Genomic DNA, 20,103 nt, shown 5'->3' on the forward strand with positions numbered 1-20,103 from the left:
TTGTATATGGGACTGACCATGAATACAGGTTGGCAAACTCAGGATAGATTCTTAGAACTGCACTTGCACTGGCTGACAGTGATAGGCGAACATCTCCAGGATGAAACAGGACAAATCTTGGAATATTGGCGGGTAGAAAAAGCAGACTCGGCAATTATTTTACCAATTCAAAATCAACAGTTGATTTTACCACCACCAACTTATCGTCCAGGATTGGGAGAAAAAACACTTGATTTCCCTGGGGGAAGGGTTCTACAAGGAGAAGACATTATTACAACTGTACATAAAATTCTCCAACGAGAATTGGGAATACTCCCAGAAAATATTTCCCAACTGACACCTTTAAATAATCAAGGTTGGGCTGTAAATAGCTCCTTCTCTAACCAGAGGCTGTTTGGCTTTGTTGCTGAATTACAGCCCACTGCACAGATTCCTTCAAATTTTATCGGGTCTATGTACCCAACTAATGATACTGGGATAGCGTCCTTACTTAAGGCATTAATTTGCTTACAATGTCGGGCTGTATTGTTAGAGTGGAGGTTTCGAGTTAACGAATGTTCATTAATTTCTAACCCAATATAATCAAATCCACCAAGGTTTTTCTCCTGTGCGGGGATCAGTCTGTGTCCAAGTTGAGATCAAAATGCTGTTGTCGATGACAGTAACGTGGACAATCTTGAGTGGGAGGGGTGCTGGACCACGAACTACAGTTCCATTAGGAGCATAGAGGGAACCGTGACAAGGACATTGAAATTGCTGATCCATAGGGTTCCAAGGGAAGGTGCAACCAAGGTGAGTGCAGTTATCCACAATACCAATAGAATCCAAAGAGTTACTTTCTGTCACTGTCAAATACGTTGGTTCATGGTTCAAACCTGCAACCAAGGCACGAGTTCCTGGTACTTCTGCTAAGATTTGCGTGGCTGGGATTGGATTACCCAGAATATCTTTAGCAATAATGGCACCTCCCTCTCCCGTTGATTCTGCAGGAGGGATGAAGAATTTACCTACAGTGTAAAGGGCAGAACCTGCCGTAGTAGCGACAGAGGCTCCAGTCAAAAAATTGAGGAGTTGTCGCCGGGATAGGGATGAACCTTCGAATGGAAGACTTTTGTCCATAATGCATATCCTTGATTTCAAGTAGCGTATTCAATTTGCAAAGCACGTGGCTTTGCTTGAAGTGACTAACTCTGCCATTAGTTCCGCAACAGGTATCATTTGTTTGGCACGTCCTGCATTACTGCCGGAAAAAACTAGCCCATTTTCAATATCTCCTCGTGTAGCTTTATCCAGTGCCTGAATAATGCAGAAGGATTTCTGTTCATCGCGGCATTTACAAGCATGGAGACAATTAAACAAACAGCGTTTTTCTACATCCGGTGAACCGGCAATCACCTTGTTTACAAATGCATTTCGTAATGTTCGCCCTGGCATTCCTACTGGACTGGAAATAATCACTACATCTTCTGGTTTGGCATGCAGGTGAAATTCTTTGTAGCGAATATCGGCATCACATTCGTCTGTGGTGATAAAGCGAGTGCCAATTTGTACACCACTCGCTCCTAATGCTAGCATCCGGTCGATATCTGCCCGATCCCAGACTCCGCCAGCCGCAATCACTGGAATGGATTCACCAACTTCCTGTTTGAGATAGGACACTAATTCGGGGATAACCTGTTCCGCTTCGTTAGTGAGATCGCCCAACTCCTCAAGTTTTGCCCCCAGATGCCCACCCGCTGAATTGGGATTTTCCACGACAAAGGCATCAGGTAGCCGTCCGTATTGACGTTCCCACTTCCGGCACATAATTCGAGCTGCACGAGTGCTGGAGACAATTGGCACCAATGCTACTTCTGGATACGCCAGGGTATACTCTGGCAATTGCAACGGCAGTCCCGCACCAGAAATAATTAGATTAACACTTTCTTGAGCCGCAGTTCGAACCAGTGTCTCATAATCTTGAGCAACAACCATTGCATTGATCCCCAAAATCCCGTTAGGGCTTAAGGCACGGGCTGCTCGAATTTCATCAATCAGCGCCAACCGATTTGCCTCAAAAAACTGCTCTCTGCGCTTGCGACTGGGCTGGGTGATATCAAAGTAAGGCGAGTTTAGCCCTAGAGCAACAGCAGATATTATCCCAATACCGCCTGCGTTGGCAACGGCAGCAGCAAGGTGTGCTCCAGAAATACGGATCCCCATCCCACCTTGAATGATGGGATAGCGAGCAATGTGTTGACCAATTTGGAGTAAAGGTAATGATGGCATATAGGTATTTCTGTCTCCCCTGCTTATCCTACGCAGTATTGTCACGACTCTTTTTTATTTTACATCTATTTTGAAACAATATAACTATATAGTTATAATATTTTTATGCGAGTTTCTGCGCTCGCTTATACCTTAATTACTCAATTGCTATCATGACTACAATTTTAAACCGCCGTAGCAGTAGCTTATGGGATTGGTTTTGTAGCTGGGTGACCAGTACCGAAAATCGGCTGTATGTAGGTTGGTTCGGTGTGTTGCTGATTCCAACTGCTATAGTGGCAATGATCGTTTTTACCCTCGCATTTATTGCTGCACCTTCTGCGGATCTTGATGGTATCCGCGAACCTGTCAGCGGCTCTTTACTCAATGGCAACAACTTGATAACTGCAGCAGTTGTTCCCACATCCAACGCCGTTGGGCTACACTTCTACCCAATCTGGGAAGCGGCTAACGTAGATGAATGGCTCTACAATGGTGGTCCCTACCAGTTAATTGTGCTACATTTTTTAATTAGCATTTTTGCGTACATGGGTCGTCAGTGGGAATTGAGCTATCGTTTGGGCATGCGTCCTTGGATTGCCGTTGCCTTTTCCGGTCCAGTTGCCGCTGCGACTAGCGTACTTTTAGTTTATCCTATTGGGCAAGGTAGCTTCTCAGAAGGCTTACCATTAGGCATTTCTGGCACCTTCCACTTTATGCTTGCTTTTCAAGCTGACCATAATGTCTTAATGCATCCCTTGCACATGATTGGTGTCGCAAGTGTGTTTGGTGGTGCACTATTGAGCGCTATGCATGGGTCTCTGGTGACGGCAAGCCTGATTCGGGAAACATCGGAACTAGAATCGGCAAATACTGGATATCACTTTGGACAGCAGGAAGCAACCTATAACCTGATGGCAGGTCATGCTGGTTATCTAGGACGGTTGCTGGTTCCCTCTTTGGCATTTCGCAACAGCCGCACTGTGCATTTTTTGCTAGTTGCTTTGCCCACTATTGGCATTTGGTCTGCTGCTTTGGGGGTTGGTGTGATGGCATTCAACTTGAATGGCTTTAATTTCAATCAATCCATTCTGGACAGTCAGGGAAAGGTAATTCCAACCTATGCTGATATCCTCAATCGAGCCGCACTAGGCATCCAGGTAATGCACGCTCCCAATACTCACCATTTTCCAGAAGTATTAGCGAGTAATAATGCTACCTCTGTGACTCTTTAGCTTTAGCGATCGCGATTCATAGCGGAAGATTCCGATTTGAGCTTATTTCAATGAGGGGGTTAGACGTTCAATTATCCCCTCATTTTGGCTTTAGCCAGAAGAGAGGTCAATAAAAGAGGAGTCAGGAGGCAGAATTCAGGAGGAGCCAGTTCTGCAGGAGGGTCTCCCTCTGTAGGAATCTGGCGTTCAGAATACACCAGCCATAGATGGCGTTTTAATGAACAATTTGTTGAATAATTAACGCAGAACCAACACTGATAAATACCCATAACACCATTCCCTGCACCATCGGCTTCCAACCAACTGCTTTTAAAGCTCGTCGTGACAAATTTGTACCAATAAGAAACAGTACTAGCGTCAACCCCGATTCTGATAGATGTTTGAGTAGGGGTGACCAAATAGCTATCCCTGGTACAAACGTCCTGACGACTGAAGCTAGAAGAAACAAGCCAATGAACCAAGGTATCTGTATTCGATTTGAAACTTGTTGCGTATCCTGTGTGTGATCACGTTGGAAAATAAAAGCTGCTATTACACAGACAGGGACAATCCACAAAGCACGCGAGAGTTTTACTGCGGTCGCAGTGTCGAGTGAGCTTAAGCCAAAGTCTGATGCTGCTCCGACAACACTAGAGATATCATGGATTGCTACACCAGCCCAGGTGCCAAACTGTGTTGGTGTTAGGTGCAGCAGATGACCTAGAGGTGGAAAGATATATAATGCTGCTGCATTAAGTAGAAAAACAGTTCCTATTGCTACAGAAATTTCACTTTCTGTAGCGCTAATTACTGAACCAACAGCAGCGATTGCCGAACCGCCACAGATGGCTGTCCCTGCCGAAATGAGAACGGAAGCTTTCACGGGAATCTTCAGGCGCTGTCCCAAAATATAACCGAAAAAGAAAGTAGTTATAATGCTAAATGCGGCAAATAATGCACCACTCTCACCAGCTTTCAGTACAACCGTTAAATTCATCCCGAAACCAAGCAGGATAACACAACCTTGCAGTAGATATTTAGCGATGTACCTACTGGTACGAGTAAAGGGGTTGTGTACAGTTAGTGATAAAGTCATCCCTAGCGTTAGTGCTAAGGGTGGATAAATCCAATTGAGCAGGCATAAAAAGGCACCGCATAGAAATAGAAGTTTTCGCACCTCTACCCCTACTAATATCCTTGTCTGTGGTGTTATTAGAGGACTACTAAATTTTTTCATGAGTTGTTTGCATCTTGTGCTTAATTTCACTTTAAACAAGCTAAAGCATAGAAACAAACGTTCTTTTTTGTGAAAATAATAGAAAGAAACGATTAAATGTTTGAGTTAGGGAAAACGATTCCATGCCAAGGATGACCCTCGACCAGTTAGAAATCTTTCTAGCAGTAGCACAACATATGCACATTACCCGTGCAGCTGATGCGCTCTACATTACTCAGTCTTCTGTAAGTGCAGTCATCCAAAACTTGGAACAGAAATATGGCGTGAAGCTGTTTCATCGCATTGGTCGTCGTATAGAGATAACCCAAGCAGGGATGTTGCTACAGGTCGAAGCGCAGAAAATTCTCAATGCAGTTGCTTTGTGCGAGCGGGGATTGCGGGAATTAAACAATCTGCAACAAGGCGAACTGAGATTAGGCACGAGCCAGACTATTGGCAATTATTGGCTTCCCTACTTCATTAGCAAGTTTAAACGACAATATTCGGGAATTCGGATCAACTGTACCTTAGGCAATACTCAACAGATTAGCACTGGGACAGTAAAAGGATTGTTTGACCTAGGTTTTGTAGAAGGGGAATTTGAGCCATCGCTTAGGGACTGTTTAGAACAACGAGTGGTAGGAGGCGATCGCTTGGCTGTGGTGGTGGGAAAGTCCCACCCCTGGTTTGAACGCCAAAGTGTTGAGCTGTCTGAACTGTCTAAAACAGTTTGGGTGATGCGAGAAAAAGGCTCCGGAACTCGTCAAAGATTTGAGAAAGCTTTGCAAGACTCCGGAGTTGAGCTAGCCGAATTAACAGCTATTTTGGAAATGAGTACAGGTGAAATGGTTAAGGCTGCCGTCGAAAGTGGAGTAGGAGTGGCGGCAATTTCCGAATTAATGGTGAACAAGGAACTGCAACTTGGTACCATTCGTGAAATTAGTATTATAGATTTTGCTGATATCACCCGTCAATTTGTGTTACTCAAGCACCGCGAGCGCTTTTCTACTAGAGTCTCTCAAGTGTTTGAGCAAATTTTACTCACTAGTTAAAATGGCTGTGCAAATCATCCTAAGATTCAGCGACACCGGAATTAACTTAAAGCTAACAATTGGCTCGTCAAAACAATTCAAAATTAAAAATTATTAATTCAAAATTACAATCAGTGGGGGCTTGAAACCCGCCACCTAGAAGCACCACTGATTTTTTAAATCAGTGGGGGCTTGTATCCAGAATTAATTAATTCAGAATTTTTCTTCTTAATGAGTGCATTTTGAATTTTGAATTCAAAAAATGGTCAGGTTAATTACTTACGAGCAACCAGTGAGATGAGAGCCGACATTCCGCTATGCCCTACCCCCTCTGATAAGATCGCTTCGTATTCTTCCAGATGTAGAAATTCCATTTCTGAGAACGATTCTCGTAGTAAGTGTTCGCTGTACATATTCTCAATATATGGAGGACCACCAGTTTTATACTCTAATTGTTTTGGGGTATAGCCCACAAGTATTAGTAAACCTCCAGTTTTCAAAGATGCCTTAATTCCCTCAAAAATTAATCTACGTAAATCCGGTGAGGCAAATTGGATAAAGATTGCAATAATAGCATCAAACTGTTCTATTCCCCATCTCCAAGTGGAAAGGTCAGCAACTTCTGTGGTTAAAGTGACACCACGACTAGCGGCTAAGTGCTGCGCTTTTTCTAGAGCAATTGGTGAGATATCTACAGACAAAACGTCAAGTCCAAGCGAAGCCAGCCAAACACCGTTGCGACCCTCACCATCTGCTAGGGCAAGTACCTTTTGTTTTGGTGAGAACCTGTAACTTTGAGAGCACAGAAACTCATTTGGCTCTAAACCAAAAAAATATTCCTCGCTAGAATATCTCTGGTTCCATCGCTCAAGCTCATCAGTGTTTTGCATTTACTTTAAATGAAATTTCAATCTCTAGTGTGTTTAGAATTTGTTGCTGATGTCAAGAGCGTGTTATCAGTACGAGGTGAACTACCTGGACTCTAAAAAATCAACTATTAATCAGTGTTTCAGGGAACACGGAGAGATATATGTTCTGCTATCAACTTAAAACTCCTTGCTAGAATAGGTGAAAATTGACAGGCTGTCTTTTGACAATCACTTAGGCATGAGCTTAAGGTTCGAGGGTAGTAGCTTGTCAATAGGCGCTTTATGGTTGAACGTCAAACATCCCGTCCTAAAAAGCTAAAATTGCTGGAGATCGGCATTGCACCCCATGATGGTATATTCTCAATTGGAGTCTCACCTCATGGATTAATTTCGATTGGTGCAATTCCTCATGGGTTAATCTCCATTGGGCTAGTACCAATGGGCGTAATTTCTGTTGGATTTGTTTCAATGGGATTGGTCAGTGCCGGAATAATTACGATGGGATTGGTCAGCCTTGGTCGAGTGAATATGAGCGTACTCCAACTCAATCAAGTAGGCGTACATAACCAGCAACATGAATCAGATATGAATTCTCATCACCATATGTAACTATCCAATACTACGCCCACCTCTAACGGCTGGGCTAAAAGATCTGAATCCCCCGTGCCAAGATCGCTGCAAGCAAAGGTATCAAAGCAAAGCTGGCTAATTCCCCTTTGATTAACCAGCACAGTAGCTGCACTTTTTCCTCTTCCTGGTGTGGACTTTTGCCATCTCGCAAATCCTTAACCCAGGACACAAACGAAACGGTGGGGTAGATAGACAGTAAACTCACCAAAAGGAACAGCCCGACCTTTGTATAAAACACTGGACTGCTAAGGTAGTAATCAGTTCCTTTACCGAAGTAGATGACTCGCAAAACTCCAGTAACCAGAATCATAGTTGCCGATAAGCCATAAATCGCATCTGCCGTAACTACTCTCCAAGCTTCTTGTATGCTGAGATCTTTTTTCAGCGTTTGACTTTCAACGACTAACGAGCCAAACGCCAGCATGAAGCCCAAATAATGCAAATACGCTGTAACCGCACTTTCCCACATTGGTTTCTCTTACAGTATCAGTAAACCAAAACTTTTGGAAACGAACGTAATGATAAGGGTTCCAGCCCTCGTGAACAAGAAGGCAAACAGCGTTCGGTTAAGAGCGATCGCCTTAATGTCGCTGGTGGTATCGGCTGAAATGCTCATTAATAGGTTGTTTTGTAGAATGCCTCCATTTAGGTCAAGTGTCCGCATGGCAAGGCTTCTAAAAAACTTTTTGGTTTACTGAGTATAGGTGTTCAGTCATGGCAGATGACACTAAACTGCCACCGATAAATTTTCAATCCACTTTCTCGGACGACGAACTTCTCGCCAAATTTGGGTCGCACTGACCGCACCATCTCCTACAGCAACTGCGACTTGGTTCAGCCCAACTTTTAAGTCGCCAATGGCAAAGATACGGGGATGGGAGGTGCGTCCCAACCTATCAGTAACCAAATATCCCCCCTTACGTTCAAGATTCAAACCATTGAGGTAGTGATGGTGATAGCGTGCTCCCATTGAAATCAATCCAGTTTCGAGGGGAATCACAAATCCATCCACCAGTTCTACGCCGGTCATTTGATGGTTTTTACCCAGAAATTGTTTGATCGGCGTTTCGATGAGCTGATAGCCATATTCTTGTAATATTTGGCGGAGTTTTGTACTGACTGGAAATAAGCCGTGGGTAAAGATGGTGATATAAGGCGTAAACCAGCTTAAGTTAAATATCATTTCTTCAATGCTGGCTTCACTTCCAGCAAAAAAGCCACATTGCTTATCCGTCATTTCATAGCCATCACAGACCATGCATACGTGCAAGTTATATCCTGCATTTCGTCTAAATGAGGGAGATAATCGAGGCGTTGCATAAATGCGGGATGAATCAGCTAAATACTGGTATTTCTCCATACTTTAAATAGTGTAGTAACAATTTGAGTGAGAGCTTAAGCATATCTACAGATTTGGAGTAACATAATGTTTTGGGATGTAGGCGTGCCAGATAATGGCGTAAATGTGTATTTTCCCCCTCAATTCTCGTCATATATGTTTTGCTAATAATATGGTCTTCCGAGTTAATGAAACTAGCGTAAACAGGCCATCCATCTGTGACGTAAAAATAGCACCTCCAGAAGCTAACAATATTCCATAAAGGTTTAAAAGTTTCTGCGCTATGGTCTCCTATAACCCAAGCCAAGATTCCCTTACTAAAGTGGTCTATCGCCGTCCATATCCCAATTTTGTTTTTTTGACCGCACAAAAGTTTCCAGTTCGTCTAATTCTCCAACGGATGGTATTTTATCTGTTGGTGGTGCCTCCGGTAACTTTTCACCAATTTGTTTGACCCAGTTAATTATAGTGGTATGATGAACCCCTGTTTGGCGTTCAATTGCTCTAAACCCAGCACCATTCACGTATGCTTTTAAGCATTCTATTTTTTTCTGTTGTGAGTACCCTTTTGGTGAGCTTTTGACATCAATAAATTGGCGACCGCAATTAGTACAGATGTGATTCTGTTTACCTCACCGGAAGCCATTTTTCCTAATCTCAGTAGAGGCGCAGTATGGACAATTCACAGTAGGTCTCCTCCATTCCTCCCTTTATTATGCAACGCCTTGTTTCCCACATCTACCGAGATCACGGCGTTTTCAGGCACCTGGCGGGTCATCGCCGCAAAAACTGCAGCAGAATTCACACCATTGCCCAGGTCATCTTGTTCCCGACGGCGTTTTTCTTCGCGCCAGATCGCAAGATAGAGTCAAACGTACTACACAAGGAACACGCAAAGAGAATGAAGTTGCTGCTTTCGCTATATCAAAGTTTAGGATTCAGAGAGTGGGAAATTTCATATGCAATTTCTCAACCTACCGAAGTATATGTAAAACTTGAAGAATTTCAATGAAAATGGACACGATGAAAAGCAGCTAAAGCTTCGGCGTGCAGGTCATTAGTTCCCAAAACATTAACAATTGCATCAACAGCAACTGGGTCTAATGGGGGGACGTGGATGTAAATGGCTTTTCAAAAACTAGGTAAAATAAGTAAGCAAAAACCAAAGCAGCCCCGCCACTTACCAAGTATATTGACACTGCTAATATAGTGTGAGTCAATTGCAGGTTGAGCAGAAAGTGCCGTACAAGCGTAGTTACTGGTCCGTGAGTTAGATATAAACTGTAGGAAAATGCTCCTAGTTTTATAAGGATGGGAGATTCCAATAACTTGGCAATCATTGGCAGTTTTTTACTTTCACTCACATAGTTAGTACAGTAGATGATCAAACAAACAGTTGCCATACTTGCAAACATTAAGCAAACCCATTCATCTATTTTTAATTTTTGCCACTCCGTCAATAAGCAAAAAATAGTAAAAATTATAGTCAGTAAAACCCATGGACAAGACTTTTTCATCCACTGCAAATATGGTTTGTGTGAAAAACCTATATCTGCTCCTAGCATACCTAAAGCAAATGACACTAAATAAATAAAGCTAGTATGACTCATGACACCATTAAATAAATAAATGGGAATGAGTCCAATAACAAAAGCAACGCTAAAAACAAACCCCCAACCCCAAAATCGCCATAACGGTAGCAGCAGTACTGGAAACAGAAAATAAATTTCCCATTCTACAGCTACACTCCAAAATGGAATGTTAATGCTAAAAGCTTGTGGTCTTAAAGCCAAATTATGGATCACTAGAAAGTGTAAAATGACATCCGTTAAGGAAAAATTAGGTGAAAACCAGTCCCAAGGAAGCTCATGCCATTGGAAGTTAGTCAATTTCTCCAAGATGTATATAGTTAAAGTTATGAGTAAGCAAAAAATAACAGATGCGTAATATGTTGGAATGATTCGTCGCGCTCTTCGCTTGAAGTAAGCTAGCAAAGTACCTGGAATATAACCTTTTTGAGAGCGAACTACTGGCAGCATTAAACAATAACCAGATAGCACTATAAAAACTGGTACACCTAAGAAACCATATCTCAGTAACTTATGTGGTAAGGTTATCCAGATAGGCAAATTTCCTTCTTGATGTTGAATCAGATGAAAGAAAAGCACAAACAGACATGAAATACCACGTAGCCCATCCAAATAAGAAAGATGGATTTTAGCCTTGAGTGTTGTTGAAGGTGGAGTCATGATAATTAACCTCATTTTGATACTTAGAGGTGTACAAAATTGCTGATTTAGTATCTTGCACCAGGGTCTTGTTGCGAAAATCGAAGCAAGACGACGCACTTATCTACTGTGCGATTTGTTCAGTCGAAATAAGTAACAAGATACTTAAGGATGACTGGCTTTAGATGAGTAACCAATACAAGGTAGAGTTCGCACTTTTTATCCTCATCTAATGACAACTCACTATCCATGTAGGTGAGGAAATCTAGCCGAGCAACAGCTCAGAAAGCTAGAAGAACGGGGAAAGATTTAAGTCTGACCAACTTAAAATAATAACCCAACCTAAAATACACCAAGTCCTACTGCAGCACACAAGCGTGGAGCTAACTACGATAGTGATAGCTCCTTTCGGAGAAAGAAGATCCGTCAGTGCATAGAAGAATTCTTTTCATAATTGTGCTTGTGGTAATTTAGTGGTCATTAAGGTTTTCTAGCGCGCCTGGTTTATCGTGAATAGCCAGCTTTTCTAGCAACGTGGCGCTCGCTTCATTCAGTCCCACGAGGTCTACTTCTACACCATTTCTGCGAAACTTAATCACAACTCTATCGATAGCTGCAACTGCTGCTTGATCCCAAATATGGGCATGGGTCAGGTCAATTTTCACACGTTCCAATTCTTCTTTAAAATCAAAAGCGGTGAGAAATTCTTCTACTGATACAAAAAAAAGTTGACCAATAATGCTGTAAATCCGAAAAGTTTTATCATCGCTAAGAACTGTGTCTACAAACACAATTTTGGCAATATTGCGGGCAAACAAAACGGTACTAAATGCTACACCTATGACAACTCCTATTGCTAAGTTGTGTGTAAGTACGGTCATGAAAACAGTTGTAATCATGACAGCAGTTTCACTTCTCGGTATACGGTGTAAGTTCATTAGAGATGACCAACTAAAAGTTCCAATTGAAACCATGATCATCACTGCAACTAGGGATGCCATTGGTATCTGCCGAACCCATTTACCTAACACCAAAATGAAGAACAGTAACAACAGCCCAGCACATAGGGTAGAAAGACGGCTGCGTCCCCCAGATTTGATGTTGATGACTGACTGCCCAATCATCGCACATCCTGCCATCCCACCAAAACATCCAGCTACAATATTGGCAATACCTTGACCGATGGCTTCTCTATTTTTATCACTAGGGGTATCGGTGAGTTCATCCAGCAGTGACGCTGTTAACAGTGACTCTAGTAAACCCACTACAGCTAAAGGTAAGGCGTAGGAAAAGACAATTGTGAATGTCTCATAATTTAATGGAATTGTTGGGAAGCTGAACAAGGGGAAGGTGTTAGGTAATTCGCCCATATCACCTACTGTCGGAACCTTGATTCCAGTAACTATGGAAAAAGCTGTTAATACGACGATTGCAACTAAGGGTGAAGGTACAATTTTGGTGAAGCGTGGTAGTAAGTAAATAATGGCAAGAGCCACACTTAACATAATATATACCAGCCAGGGAACCCCTACAAGTTGCGGCAACTGCGCCATAAAAATCAAGATTGCTAAGGCATTAACAAAGCCAATCATGACGGCTCGTGGCACATATTTCATCTGCCGACCTAGCTTCAGCCACCCACAAATAATTTGAATGACTCCCGTGAGCATCGTTGCTGCAAACAGATATTGCAACCCATGTTCTTTGACCAATGTTACCATTAACAGCGCCATTGCTCCCGTCGCGGCGGAAATCAACCCAGGACGACCCCCAGCAAAAGCTGTTACCACTGCTATGCAAAACGAAGCGTATAGCCCAACTTTTGGATCAACGCCTGCAATAATAGAAAATGCGATCGCCTCTGGAATCAGTGCTAGAGCAACTACAGTCCCAGCTAGTATATCTGCTTTAGTGTTGGAGAACCATTCTCGCTTTAAAACGGTTATGTTCAAGTTGTCCTCTGCTATTTAGAAATGAAGTTTTAGATAGACAGGTTATTAACCAACTCTTGGATGTAAACAAGCAGCTTCAGCGTAAGCCTTGGACTTCGGTTTGAGTACATCAGTTAGCTGCTAGTTTTTTACGAATTTTCAGTAATAACAAAAAAGGTCGCTCAATTGTCAAATAGAACACATATGCAAACGCTAACGATATTGCTATACCTACTGTGTAAAGCGTGATTGTAAATGCAGTAGGAGACATATTAAATTGAGTAAGTAATTGCCGTAGTAATGTGATTATTGGAGCATGAGTCAGATATAAACTGTAAGAAAAAGCTTCTAAATTTAGGACTACAGGATTTTCAAGTATTCGCAAAATGATATGTCTTTTTCTATCAATCAGAATAATTTTAGTACAGTCAACTATTAAACAAGCAGCAGCAATACCAGCAAAAGACTCGTATATCCAAGCTGGTATTCCTAGTTTATTCCACTCAGTTAAAATTGCAATCGCGGCAAAAACTATTGATAGCTGATGCCAAGGTAAAGAGTTTCTTAGCTTAACTAAAAAAGGTACCTGTGAAAATGTAATTTCTGCTGCTAGCATTCCGAAAGTAAATGAGCCCATTAGCCAAGGGTGGCTTACATCCATATAGCCATTCAGAAGATAATGAGGCATAATTCCAAGAAAAAAAGCAGTCCCTATCGCTACTATCCAACCATAGCGGTGTCTAATTGGTAAAAACAATAGAGGAAAGAAAAAGTAGATTTGCCATTCTAGTGCAACACTCCATAATGGGATATTGAGCATGTAAGTTTGGGCATTAGTTGTAAAGTTTTGAATCAAAAAAACATGTAAAAGTACGTCCGTTATAGAAAAATGAGGAGAGAACATATCTTTATTGAGCATTTGCCATTGAAAAGTTGTAAATCTCTCCAGAACTAATATGCCCCAACTAAGCAAGCAGCAAAATAAAATCGCTGCGTACAATGGTGGTATAATCCTTCGTGCTCTACGCTTAAAATAATCAGATAGAGTCCCAGGAATATAACCTGTCTGAGACCTTGCCACTGGTAGCATTAAGCAGTATCCAGACAGAACAATAAAAACTACAACGCAGAACGAACCGTACCTGGTTAACTTTGTTGGTATATTTATCCACTGAGGTAAATTTTCTCCTTGGTATATCCAAAGATGAGTAAGTAGTACATAAAAAGCAGCGATACCACGCATTCCATCTAGAAAATGAAGACGAAATTTTCGTTCGTCAGAAATTGTTGTCTGAATAAAGTTTTCAGTCATAATTTGCACTACTAAAAATCTTTTATAGTTTTTTTGTATTATTAGGTTGTTGAAAATTAGTATCTTGTAATTTTCGTTTTTGTAGAAAATTTGACATGAATGGTCTTTCAAACAACAGGTAGAAAGGGTAAGCGAAAAGTAGCGATGCAATTGTACCTAGCAAATAAGATGCAGTTGCAAATGTACTAGCAGGTAATTGTAAGTTGAATAAACCGTAACGGACTAATGAAAGTACTGGTCCATGAGTTAAATATAAGCTATAGGAAATGGTTCCCAAATCTACTGCAAGAGGATGCTCGAATATATTTAAAATTAGAGATCCCTTTTTTCCATCAATAATAAACTTTGTACAGTAAATAAATAAGCAAGCGCTTGCTATTCCAAAAAAGCTATGACCTATCCATATATGTAATCCAAGTTTTCTCCACTCGGTGATAAAAGCAATAATAATAAATACAACAGTGAGCGTACCCCAAGGTAGAGAAATTCTCATTGCTACTAATTTTGGTTTAGTCGAAAAACCAATTTCTGCTGCTCCCATTCCTAAAGCGAATACTCCTAGATACCAAGGTGAAGCTGCTTCAAATAAACCATTTAACAAATATAGAGGCAAGAGACTAATCGCAAAAGCTGTGATTATAGATGCGAGCAAGCCAAAGCGCCGCCAAACTGGCAGTAATATTATTGGAAATATAAAATAAATTTGCCACTCTGTTGCAACACTCCACATCGGTGGGTTTATACTCATATGAGTGGCATTACTAAGATTATGAACCAATAGTAAATGAGATAATACATCTATAAATGTAAATTCTGGAGAGAATGGTCCCTTTCCGGCAATCTGATTCCACTCAAATCCACTAAATCTCTCGAGCAAAAATATTGCAAATGCTAGTAATAAACTAAACAGTAAAGCCGCATAGTAAGGTGGTAAAATTCGACGCGAGCGACGCTTAATATAGTCAACTAAAGTACCTGAAATATAACCACTCTGGGAGCGTGATACGGGAAGCATTAAAACATAACCAGATAGAGCTATAAAAATTGCTACTGCAAATCCACCGTATCTTAGAGTTTTCCCAAACAGCGACCAGAATAAAGGTAATGTTGCTCCTATTTCTGGCTCAATATGAACAAGTACTACATATAAAGCTGCAAGTCCACGCAAACCATCCAAATAATGAAGACGTAATCGAGAAGATTTTTCTATAGACTGATTCATTAATTTTACTCTGAAACTACATAGGTAACTAGTTAGATGGACACAGTATCTACTCTTTAAGCGCTCACGTGAGTATTGTGGTGAGCAGCTTGTAAATTTAGTCCATTTATCTACTTAAAACGAGCACTCCTGTTGTGCTTTTAGGCGCTGCCTTCTCAATCTAAGGTTCAATAGAACCAGAAAAACAGCGCCGCCTAAGCCCTTCTACACCCCCTCGAAGAAGCCGCAACACTCATAGCAGCCTTTAACACCATCTCCTTTAAGTGACAAGTCCACACATCTAATCAAGAAGCCTGCCATGAATGTCTGGTTTAGGCTCCGAAAAAGTGGCACGTATCTCTTCCCTTTAATGGGGTACTTGACTATACTGAAGAGTTTGGCAGGAGTATTCGCTTGTACCGACAATCAAGCCTAAAAGCTTACGACGCATGAAGTTCGGAGAGTTGGGAAGGCTTCTTGGCTTGAGGGAGATCCGCACTCAATAAAATACCAGCCCTGTACTAATTAAATGGTTGGTCCGATACTAGAATGCCTGAAGACGGCTGGTATTTTATTTCAAGGCAAGTGCCTAAACGATAAAGCATAATTACTTTTAGTAGGTGTGATTAAGCCTTCCCGACTCTCGAATTTGACCCTCGCTCCAATTCGAGCGCGTCGACATACGTGGTCAGCTTGGGAGGTGTTAGGGGTTGTGAAAAAATAAATTACGAAGCATGCCTGCAGAGGTCCACGCCAACCAGTGCCCGGCGGGTTGTCCAATTTATTCTTACCCTGGATGCTTAGAAGGTTTTTTTCACGACATTATTGGACATAGCTCGGCGGAAGCGCACCCACAATCTTGGAGTTAAGCTCCTACTATAGAGTGCTGAGAGTCTGATCCTGAAAAAATGGCGAGGCTTCTTGGTTTAAATGTAGTAGACGATGCATTTATCCACCTAAAACGAGCAAATGGATGTGCTTTTGGGCGTCGTCTTAATGATAAGAAGTCTCAAGAAAAGCCAAAAAACACCGCCTACTAAGGCCTTCTACACCCCCTCGAAGAAGTGGCAGGGTTAATAACATCTCCTTTAAATTATAATCGAGATTGGAGTATTATTTAATCCCTGAAAAGTTACACCTTGCTTAATTTTGACCTCAGCACCGAGAGATGAGAAAATATCTATGTAGTGAGACTAAGGTGGAGTTTCGCCTACTTCAGCCATTTCGTTGAAGTTTACCATCGGCGCAAAGAGGTAAACACTGCCCCGATTACTATACCGGCTCCTTTCTATTAAATTTTTATAGCCTGTTAATATAATCATGACAAGTGCCTAAGAGTCAATTTCCAAGTCTACACTTTTGTTCTCTATTTTATAGGAAAGTTATATGTCTACTGTTAATGAAACAATATCACAATTTTTGTAAAGTAAGTGTAAGTCTCTAAAAGAAAATTATGAGTTTTTCGTTAAGATGTGGAATCTAGACTATAGCGTTTCTCAGTTGGGTGCAATATACTAACAATAGTGAGTAAAGCATCCAATAATTTCATTGTTAGTCACTGCATAAGCGAGCATTTGTGATGGCTTGATCTAATTCTTCGTAGGTTCTGGCAGCTTGCGAGCGCAAAAATTCTTTTACCTTCGACCAACAATTTTCACTCGTGTGAAAAATTTTGATCGGAGCGTATGTTTCTAGGCTGAGGCTGTTCTACGGATACAACATTTTTGTTATACTTTTGCATAATACATAAGAAATAAAGGATTCCCGTGCTTGTCACACGGGTTTTTTTGTCACTTTACTGTCACTATACCGAAAAGTTTTCAGGGGCTGGAAGCATAACCAAGTATTTTAGAGCCTGAATGTCACTTTACCCAAAAGTTTTCAGGGGCTGAAAGCATAACCAAGTATTTTAGAGCCTGAAACCCTGATTCTTACGTGAGGGAATTGTTAAAGATTCCTGATATGGGAACGATAACTTGTCCTTTGACCAAAAATGGAAGGATCAGGCTGTCCAAGAGTCCTTAAATTTTGTAGTCTCTAAACCTAATAAAAACGTCAGCGAAAAAAGTACTGTTTTTGAAATCCTTTCCCAATCAGGGTTTCAAACTTAGAACCACGCGTTGGTTCAAATCACAATTTTTCAACCTGCCACTCATTTTGTGAGTATTACTACTCATTTCGAGTGAACGAATCACACAAATGCACGTATCTCGGCGATCACTCTAGCAGTGCTGAATAACCAGCAGTATTCTTGGGTGCGTCAATCTTCCCCTATCGCACGATAGTAAGCAGCGATCGCCGCTTCCTGCTCACTCCGGAGCGTATACCGACGAAATGCTTTTTCACTAGTATGCCCAGTTAACCGTCTTGCATGGCTAGGGTCGATCCCCTTGAGCAATAAATCCGTAGCGTAGGTATGGCGAAACTGGTGGGGATGTAAGTTAGGAATATCCGCTAGTTCTCCAATCTTCTCCACAGCAAAATATATACCGTGATAACTTAATCGCTCCCCCTTATGTGAATTGTGATGGGAAATAATCAAGGGGCGATCGCTTGTGATGATTTCACCGTGTTCTTCTCGCCACAATAGGTAATCCCGCAATGCTTGACGACTTTCAGAGCGCAATGGCACCAGTCTTGGTTCATCAGTTTTTGTATCTGCTAAAAACAGCAGCCTACCATCGAATGCACCCACATTCAAGTCTACAATTTCCCCTGCCCTCAAACCGTGACTGAGAATGTGAACCAGAGCAGTATCTCGTTGTTTAGTCTCACCCAAAAATTCCAACACCTCCCATACCCGTTCCATTTGTTCAGGGGTTAAGCTTTGTGCAGGAGGCAAAGGGACTTTTTCAAACTTCACTCCAACTGTTGGGTTAGTGGAAATAATATCAGGGTAAGCCAAGGTCAACCACCTGAAAAAACTTTTAATAGCTGTCAACGCACTGTTAATGCTGTTTTTTGATAGAGATTTTCCATTGTCCGTTTGCACCTGCTCCATCAAATATTCTTTGTAATGCCCAAAGTGACGAGAGCGTAACTCATGATAGTGCAGTTCCGTCCAACCCAGGAAGCGCTTAAGTTCTCGTTCATATGACTTACGGCTATTGGGGCTAAGGTTACTGCTGCGTAAAAATTCTTGTACTTTCACCCAACGAATATCAATCGGTGCCGTGATCTTTTTCGGTCTGCCACTTAGTTTTCTAGAAGTATTACCAGATGCTGCATTCCCATTTTCGAGCTCTATGAGTTTAATAGGTGGCAAGGAATCTGTTTGACTATCAGGCGAGCGCACTCCATTACTCCTAAAAAAAGTTATATACCTGCTTCAGTAAACAACCAATCCAATCGTTCTCTTAGGATGCTCGTGCTTTTAGTAAAAGCATCATGTGTTCTAATTGCTCATAAACATCTAATTCTGCCAGTTCCATTGGACTGAGTGTTGCAGAGCGATTTTTTTCTAATAATTCTTGTAAACGTGTTTGAGATAGCGGTGAGACTTTGAAAGTCGTAATTTCTTCTGGTGTCGGACGTTTGATTAAAAAATCAAGAACTTCTTGATAAACTGCGGCAATATTGGTGGTCTCAGCTTGAATTGTAGGCTGAGAGTTTATTTGTAAATTATCAATGTCCAACAGTCGCCAAAGCAATTCAGGTAAGCGATTTTGCAGAGGTTCTAAACGTTCAGCCAGTTCATCAGGTATTTGAATTGTTAATTGTGCCATTGTGATTATTCATTAAAAGTCGGAAATAGGAAGTCGTAGGTCGGAAGTAGCAACCCACGACTTAAGGATACTGAGCAGCGAATGGTGAGTCAGACCCATCACCCGAACGATTTTATAGGCTTTCGGAACATAGGTAAATAAGCCGATCGCGCTTCTGAAAGCTTTGATTTTTCGTTCAAATAGGGTCTTACCCCTGAATAGCCAGCAGTATCGTAAAGCCGTGGGATTGAAAAAAGGATACCTTCTTTCTCTCGAAACGCCTTTGGCAAGAAATTTTGGCTCTACGCGCATTTATTTTTTCTTTCACTTGCGACCTCCGACTTTCGACTTCCTACTTCTTTAAAGATTATGGCTCGAACTACATAATAATACAGCACTACAACATAAAATATGTAGCCAATATCTTTTATACGATAAAATATACGATTAAAATTATCTGATAAAATTTGTATAGTTCTATATTTAAAAACAAACAGTCAATGACTGAAGCCAAGCCCAATCGCACGGTAAGCCGGGGCAGAATATTCCCCGAAATTCAGTGGACCCAAGAACAACTTGCCCAATGGAAAGCTGAACGTCTGGCGTTTCGCCAACGCTGTCAAGTGATTTTTGACCGCGTTAAGCCAGCACTAATGCAAACTCACTACAACTGGTACATTGCGGTTGAACCGGATAGTGGTAATTACTTTATTGATTTAGATCCATTTGTGGTTGCACAGAAGGCTCATGAACAGTATCCTTCAGCTAAGCTGCACGTTTTCCGAATAAATGAAACAGGGGTGTGTGGCACGATATGATTTCTGGCACGTTTGGTGATGAGGGTGAATTATTCTTCGAGATCGATTTGATTGCTGCTGATGGCTTGGAACTGCCAGTTGATGCACTTTTTGATACAGGCTTTTCCAGTTGGTTGGCAATTAATGACCAAGATTTAGAAGCTCTTGGTTGGTTTTATGTTGAGCAGCAAACCATGCGAACCGCACAGGGAGAATCAGATTTTGAAATCTATTTAGGCAAGGTACGGATTGATGGACAAGCCTTTAATATTCCTATTCACGTCGGACAAGGGCTGTCAGAAGTTTTACTAGGTCGTCAGTGGTTAAAAACTCGGCGGTTGGTAGTGGATATACCTTCAGGAGTGTTGATGCTGGGAGGATGAA

Annotated in this window: 21 protein-coding genes and 1 pseudogene; 7 read left to right on the top strand and 15 right to left on the bottom strand. The window is 41.6% G+C overall.

Translation table 11 applies throughout. The features are described 5' to 3' along the window. Positions 1-18 precede the first annotated feature (18 nt). Complete coding sequence (locus G4P69_RS06625; protein WP_208344354.1) at positions 19-582, top strand: NUDIX domain-containing protein; 564 nt, start codon at positions 19-21, stop codon at positions 580-582. On the opposite strand, the gene petC is transcribed toward G4P69_RS06625, so the two are convergent. After that, the gene (gene petC, locus G4P69_RS06630) at positions 583-1,119 is read right to left on the bottom strand and encodes a cytochrome b6-f complex iron-sulfur subunit (protein WP_208344353.1); all 537 of its coding nucleotides are present in this window, start codon (positions 1,117-1,119) and stop codon (positions 583-585) included. A gap of 30 nt (positions 1,120-1,149) precedes the next feature. Continuing rightward, positions 1,150-2,268: an NAD(P)H-dependent flavin oxidoreductase gene (locus tag G4P69_RS06635; RefSeq protein WP_208344352.1), complete on the bottom strand. Its 1,119-nt coding sequence runs from the start codon at positions 2,266-2,268 to the stop codon at positions 1,150-1,152. A gap of 152 nt (positions 2,269-2,420) precedes the next feature. On the opposite strand from G4P69_RS06635, the gene psbA reads away from it, so the two are divergent. Then, entirely contained in the window at positions 2,421-3,482 is a 1,062-nt protein-coding gene (gene psbA / locus G4P69_RS06640) for a photosystem II q(b) protein (protein ID WP_208344351.1), read from the top strand. A gap of 214 nt (positions 3,483-3,696) precedes the next feature. Here the strand turns inward: psbA and G4P69_RS06645 are convergent, their stop codons facing one another. Next, positions 3,697-4,698 carry a YeiH family protein gene (locus G4P69_RS06645; RefSeq protein ID WP_208344350.1) on the bottom strand — a complete coding sequence of 334 codons (1,002 nt, stop codon included), beginning with the start codon at positions 4,696-4,698 and terminating at the stop codon, positions 3,697-3,699. Between the two features lie 131 nt (positions 4,699-4,829). On the opposite strand from G4P69_RS06645, the gene G4P69_RS06650 reads away from it, so the two are divergent. Further along, positions 4,830-5,729, top strand: a complete 900-nt coding sequence (locus G4P69_RS06650; RefSeq protein WP_208344360.1) for a LysR family transcriptional regulator — start codon at positions 4,830-4,832, stop codon at positions 5,727-5,729. A gap of 254 nt (positions 5,730-5,983) precedes the next feature. Here G4P69_RS06650 and G4P69_RS06655 read toward each other — a convergent pair whose 3' ends face one another. Continuing rightward, on the bottom strand, positions 5,984-6,598 hold the full coding sequence (locus G4P69_RS06655) for a class I SAM-dependent methyltransferase (RefSeq protein ID WP_208344349.1): 615 nt from the start codon (positions 6,596-6,598) through the stop codon (positions 5,984-5,986). A gap of 261 nt (positions 6,599-6,859) precedes the next feature. On the opposite strand from G4P69_RS06655, the gene G4P69_RS06660 reads away from it, so the two are divergent. Next, positions 6,860-7,186, top strand: coding sequence for a hypothetical protein (locus G4P69_RS06660; protein ID WP_208344348.1), 327 nt, complete (start codon positions 6,860-6,862; stop codon positions 7,184-7,186). Positions 7,187-7,220: 34 nt separating this feature from the next. Here the strand turns inward: G4P69_RS06660 and G4P69_RS06665 are convergent, their stop codons facing one another. From G4P69_RS06665 to G4P69_RS06700, 8 genes and pseudogenes are all read right to left on the bottom strand, one after another. Further along, positions 7,221-7,676: a DUF2214 family protein gene (locus G4P69_RS06665; protein WP_208344347.1), complete on the bottom strand. Its 456-nt coding sequence runs from the start codon at positions 7,674-7,676 to the stop codon at positions 7,221-7,223. A gap of 9 nt (positions 7,677-7,685) precedes the next feature. After that, entirely contained in the window at positions 7,686-7,871 is a 186-nt protein-coding gene (locus G4P69_RS06670) for a hypothetical protein (protein WP_208348865.1), read from the bottom strand. Between the two features lie 63 nt (positions 7,872-7,934). Then, positions 7,935-8,444 carry an NAD(P)/FAD-dependent oxidoreductase gene (locus tag G4P69_RS06675; protein ID WP_243902587.1) on the bottom strand — a complete coding sequence of 170 codons (510 nt, stop codon included), beginning with the start codon at positions 8,442-8,444 and terminating at the stop codon, positions 7,935-7,937. A 97-nt stretch (positions 8,445-8,541) separates the two neighbouring features. Further along, positions 8,542-9,232: pseudogene (locus G4P69_RS06680) on the bottom strand (IS1 family transposase). 414 nt (positions 9,233-9,646) lie between these two features. After that, entirely contained in the window at positions 9,647-10,795 is a 1,149-nt protein-coding gene (locus G4P69_RS06685) for an acyltransferase family protein (RefSeq protein ID WP_243902893.1), read from the bottom strand. Between the two features lie 449 nt (positions 10,796-11,244). Further along, positions 11,245-12,726, bottom strand: a complete 1,482-nt coding sequence (locus G4P69_RS06690) for a SulP family inorganic anion transporter (RefSeq protein WP_208348869.1) — start codon at positions 12,724-12,726, stop codon at positions 11,245-11,247. A 109-nt stretch (positions 12,727-12,835) separates the two neighbouring features. Then, entirely contained in the window at positions 12,836-14,017 is a 1,182-nt protein-coding gene (locus G4P69_RS06695; RefSeq protein ID WP_208348870.1) for an acyltransferase family protein, read from the bottom strand. Between the two features lie 22 nt (positions 14,018-14,039). Then, positions 14,040-15,239, bottom strand: coding sequence for an acyltransferase family protein (locus G4P69_RS06700; RefSeq protein ID WP_208339131.1), 1,200 nt, complete (start codon positions 15,237-15,239; stop codon positions 14,040-14,042). 887 nt (positions 15,240-16,126) lie between these two features. Between G4P69_RS06700 and G4P69_RS39880 the strand changes: the two genes are divergently transcribed. Then, complete coding sequence (locus tag G4P69_RS39880) at positions 16,127-16,258, top strand: hypothetical protein (RefSeq protein ID WP_279605108.1); 132 nt, start codon at positions 16,127-16,129, stop codon at positions 16,256-16,258. Between the two features lie 1,220 nt (positions 16,259-17,478). On the opposite strand, the gene G4P69_RS06705 is transcribed toward G4P69_RS39880, so the two are convergent. From G4P69_RS06705 to G4P69_RS06715, 3 genes are all read right to left on the bottom strand, one after another. Next, a complete protein-coding gene (locus G4P69_RS06705) occupies positions 17,479-18,513 on the bottom strand; it encodes a tyrosine-type recombinase/integrase (protein ID WP_208339130.1) in 1,035 nt (344 codons plus the stop codon). A gap of 61 nt (positions 18,514-18,574) precedes the next feature. After that, a complete protein-coding gene (locus tag G4P69_RS06710) occupies positions 18,575-18,943 on the bottom strand; it encodes a hypothetical protein (protein ID WP_208339129.1) in 369 nt (122 codons plus the stop codon). Between the two features lie 12 nt (positions 18,944-18,955). After that, the gene (locus tag G4P69_RS06715; protein WP_208348874.1) at positions 18,956-19,234 is read right to left on the bottom strand and encodes a hypothetical protein; all 279 of its coding nucleotides are present in this window, start codon (positions 19,232-19,234) and stop codon (positions 18,956-18,958) included. Positions 19,235-19,422: 188 nt separating this feature from the next. Here G4P69_RS06715 and G4P69_RS06720 point away from each other — a divergent pair, with 188 nt between their 5' ends. Continuing rightward, a complete protein-coding gene (locus tag G4P69_RS06720) occupies positions 19,423-19,740 on the top strand; it encodes a hypothetical protein (RefSeq protein WP_208339128.1) in 318 nt (105 codons plus the stop codon). Beyond that, positions 19,737-20,102: a retroviral-like aspartic protease family protein gene (locus G4P69_RS06725; RefSeq protein WP_208339127.1), complete on the top strand. Its 366-nt coding sequence runs from the start codon at positions 19,737-19,739 to the stop codon at positions 20,100-20,102. Before G4P69_RS06720 ends, G4P69_RS06725 begins: the two co-directional genes overlap by 4 nt. Position 20,103 lies beyond the last annotated feature (1 nt).

The sequence above is a fragment of the Aetokthonos hydrillicola CCALA 1050 genome, from assembly GCF_017591665.1.
In the GTDB taxonomy this organism is placed as follows: domain Bacteria; phylum Cyanobacteriota; class Cyanobacteriia; order Cyanobacteriales; family Nostocaceae; genus Aetokthonos; species Aetokthonos hydrillicola.

Bases quoted from the DNA above. Each gene is read 5' to 3' on its own strand.
- G4P69_RS06625 (WP_208344354.1), top strand. From the start codon at position 19: ATGAATACAGGTTGGCAAACTCAGGATAGATTCTTAGAACTGCACTTG.
- petC (WP_208344353.1), bottom strand. From the start codon at position 1,119: ATGGACAAAAGTCTTCCATTCGAAGGTTCATCCCTATCCCGGCGACAA.
- G4P69_RS06635 (WP_208344352.1), bottom strand. From the start codon at position 2,268: ATGCCATCATTACCTTTACTCCAAATTGGTCAACACATTGCTCGCTAT.
- psbA (WP_208344351.1), top strand. From the start codon at position 2,421: ATGACTACAATTTTAAACCGCCGTAGCAGTAGCTTATGGGATTGGTTT.
- G4P69_RS06645 (WP_208344350.1), bottom strand. From the start codon at position 4,698: ATGAAAAAATTTAGTAGTCCTCTAATAACACCACAGACAAGGATATTA.
- G4P69_RS06650 (WP_208344360.1), top strand. From the start codon at position 4,830: ATGACCCTCGACCAGTTAGAAATCTTTCTAGCAGTAGCACAACATATG.
- G4P69_RS06655 (WP_208344349.1), bottom strand. From the start codon at position 6,598: ATGCAAAACACTGATGAGCTTGAGCGATGGAACCAGAGATATTCTAGC.
- G4P69_RS06660 (WP_208344348.1), top strand. From the start codon at position 6,860: ATGGTTGAACGTCAAACATCCCGTCCTAAAAAGCTAAAATTGCTGGAG.
- G4P69_RS06665 (WP_208344347.1), bottom strand. From the start codon at position 7,676: ATGTGGGAAAGTGCGGTTACAGCGTATTTGCATTATTTGGGCTTCATG.
- G4P69_RS06670 (WP_208348865.1), bottom strand. From the start codon at position 7,871: ATGCGGACACTTGACCTAAATGGAGGCATTCTACAAAACAACCTATTA.
- G4P69_RS06675 (WP_243902587.1), bottom strand. From the start codon at position 8,444: ATGACGGATAAGCAATGTGGCTTTTTTGCTGGAAGTGAAGCCAGCATT.
- G4P69_RS06685 (WP_243902893.1), bottom strand. From the start codon at position 10,795: ATGACTCCACCTTCAACAACACTCAAGGCTAAAATCCATCTTTCTTAT.
- G4P69_RS06695 (WP_208348870.1), bottom strand. From the start codon at position 14,017: ATGACTGAAAACTTTATTCAGACAACAATTTCTGACGAACGAAAATTT.
- G4P69_RS06700 (WP_208339131.1), bottom strand. From the start codon at position 15,239: ATGAATCAGTCTATAGAAAAATCTTCTCGATTACGTCTTCATTATTTG.
- G4P69_RS39880 (WP_279605108.1), top strand. From the start codon at position 16,127: ATGGCGAGGCTTCTTGGTTTAAATGTAGTAGACGATGCATTTATCCAC.
- G4P69_RS06710 (WP_208339129.1), bottom strand. From the start codon at position 18,943: ATGGCACAATTAACAATTCAAATACCTGATGAACTGGCTGAACGTTTA.
- G4P69_RS06715 (WP_208348874.1), bottom strand. From the start codon at position 19,234: ATGCGCGTAGAGCCAAAATTTCTTGCCAAAGGCGTTTCGAGAGAAAGA.
- G4P69_RS06720 (WP_208339128.1), top strand. From the start codon at position 19,423: ATGACTGAAGCCAAGCCCAATCGCACGGTAAGCCGGGGCAGAATATTC.
- G4P69_RS06725 (WP_208339127.1), top strand. From the start codon at position 19,737: ATGATTTCTGGCACGTTTGGTGATGAGGGTGAATTATTCTTCGAGATC.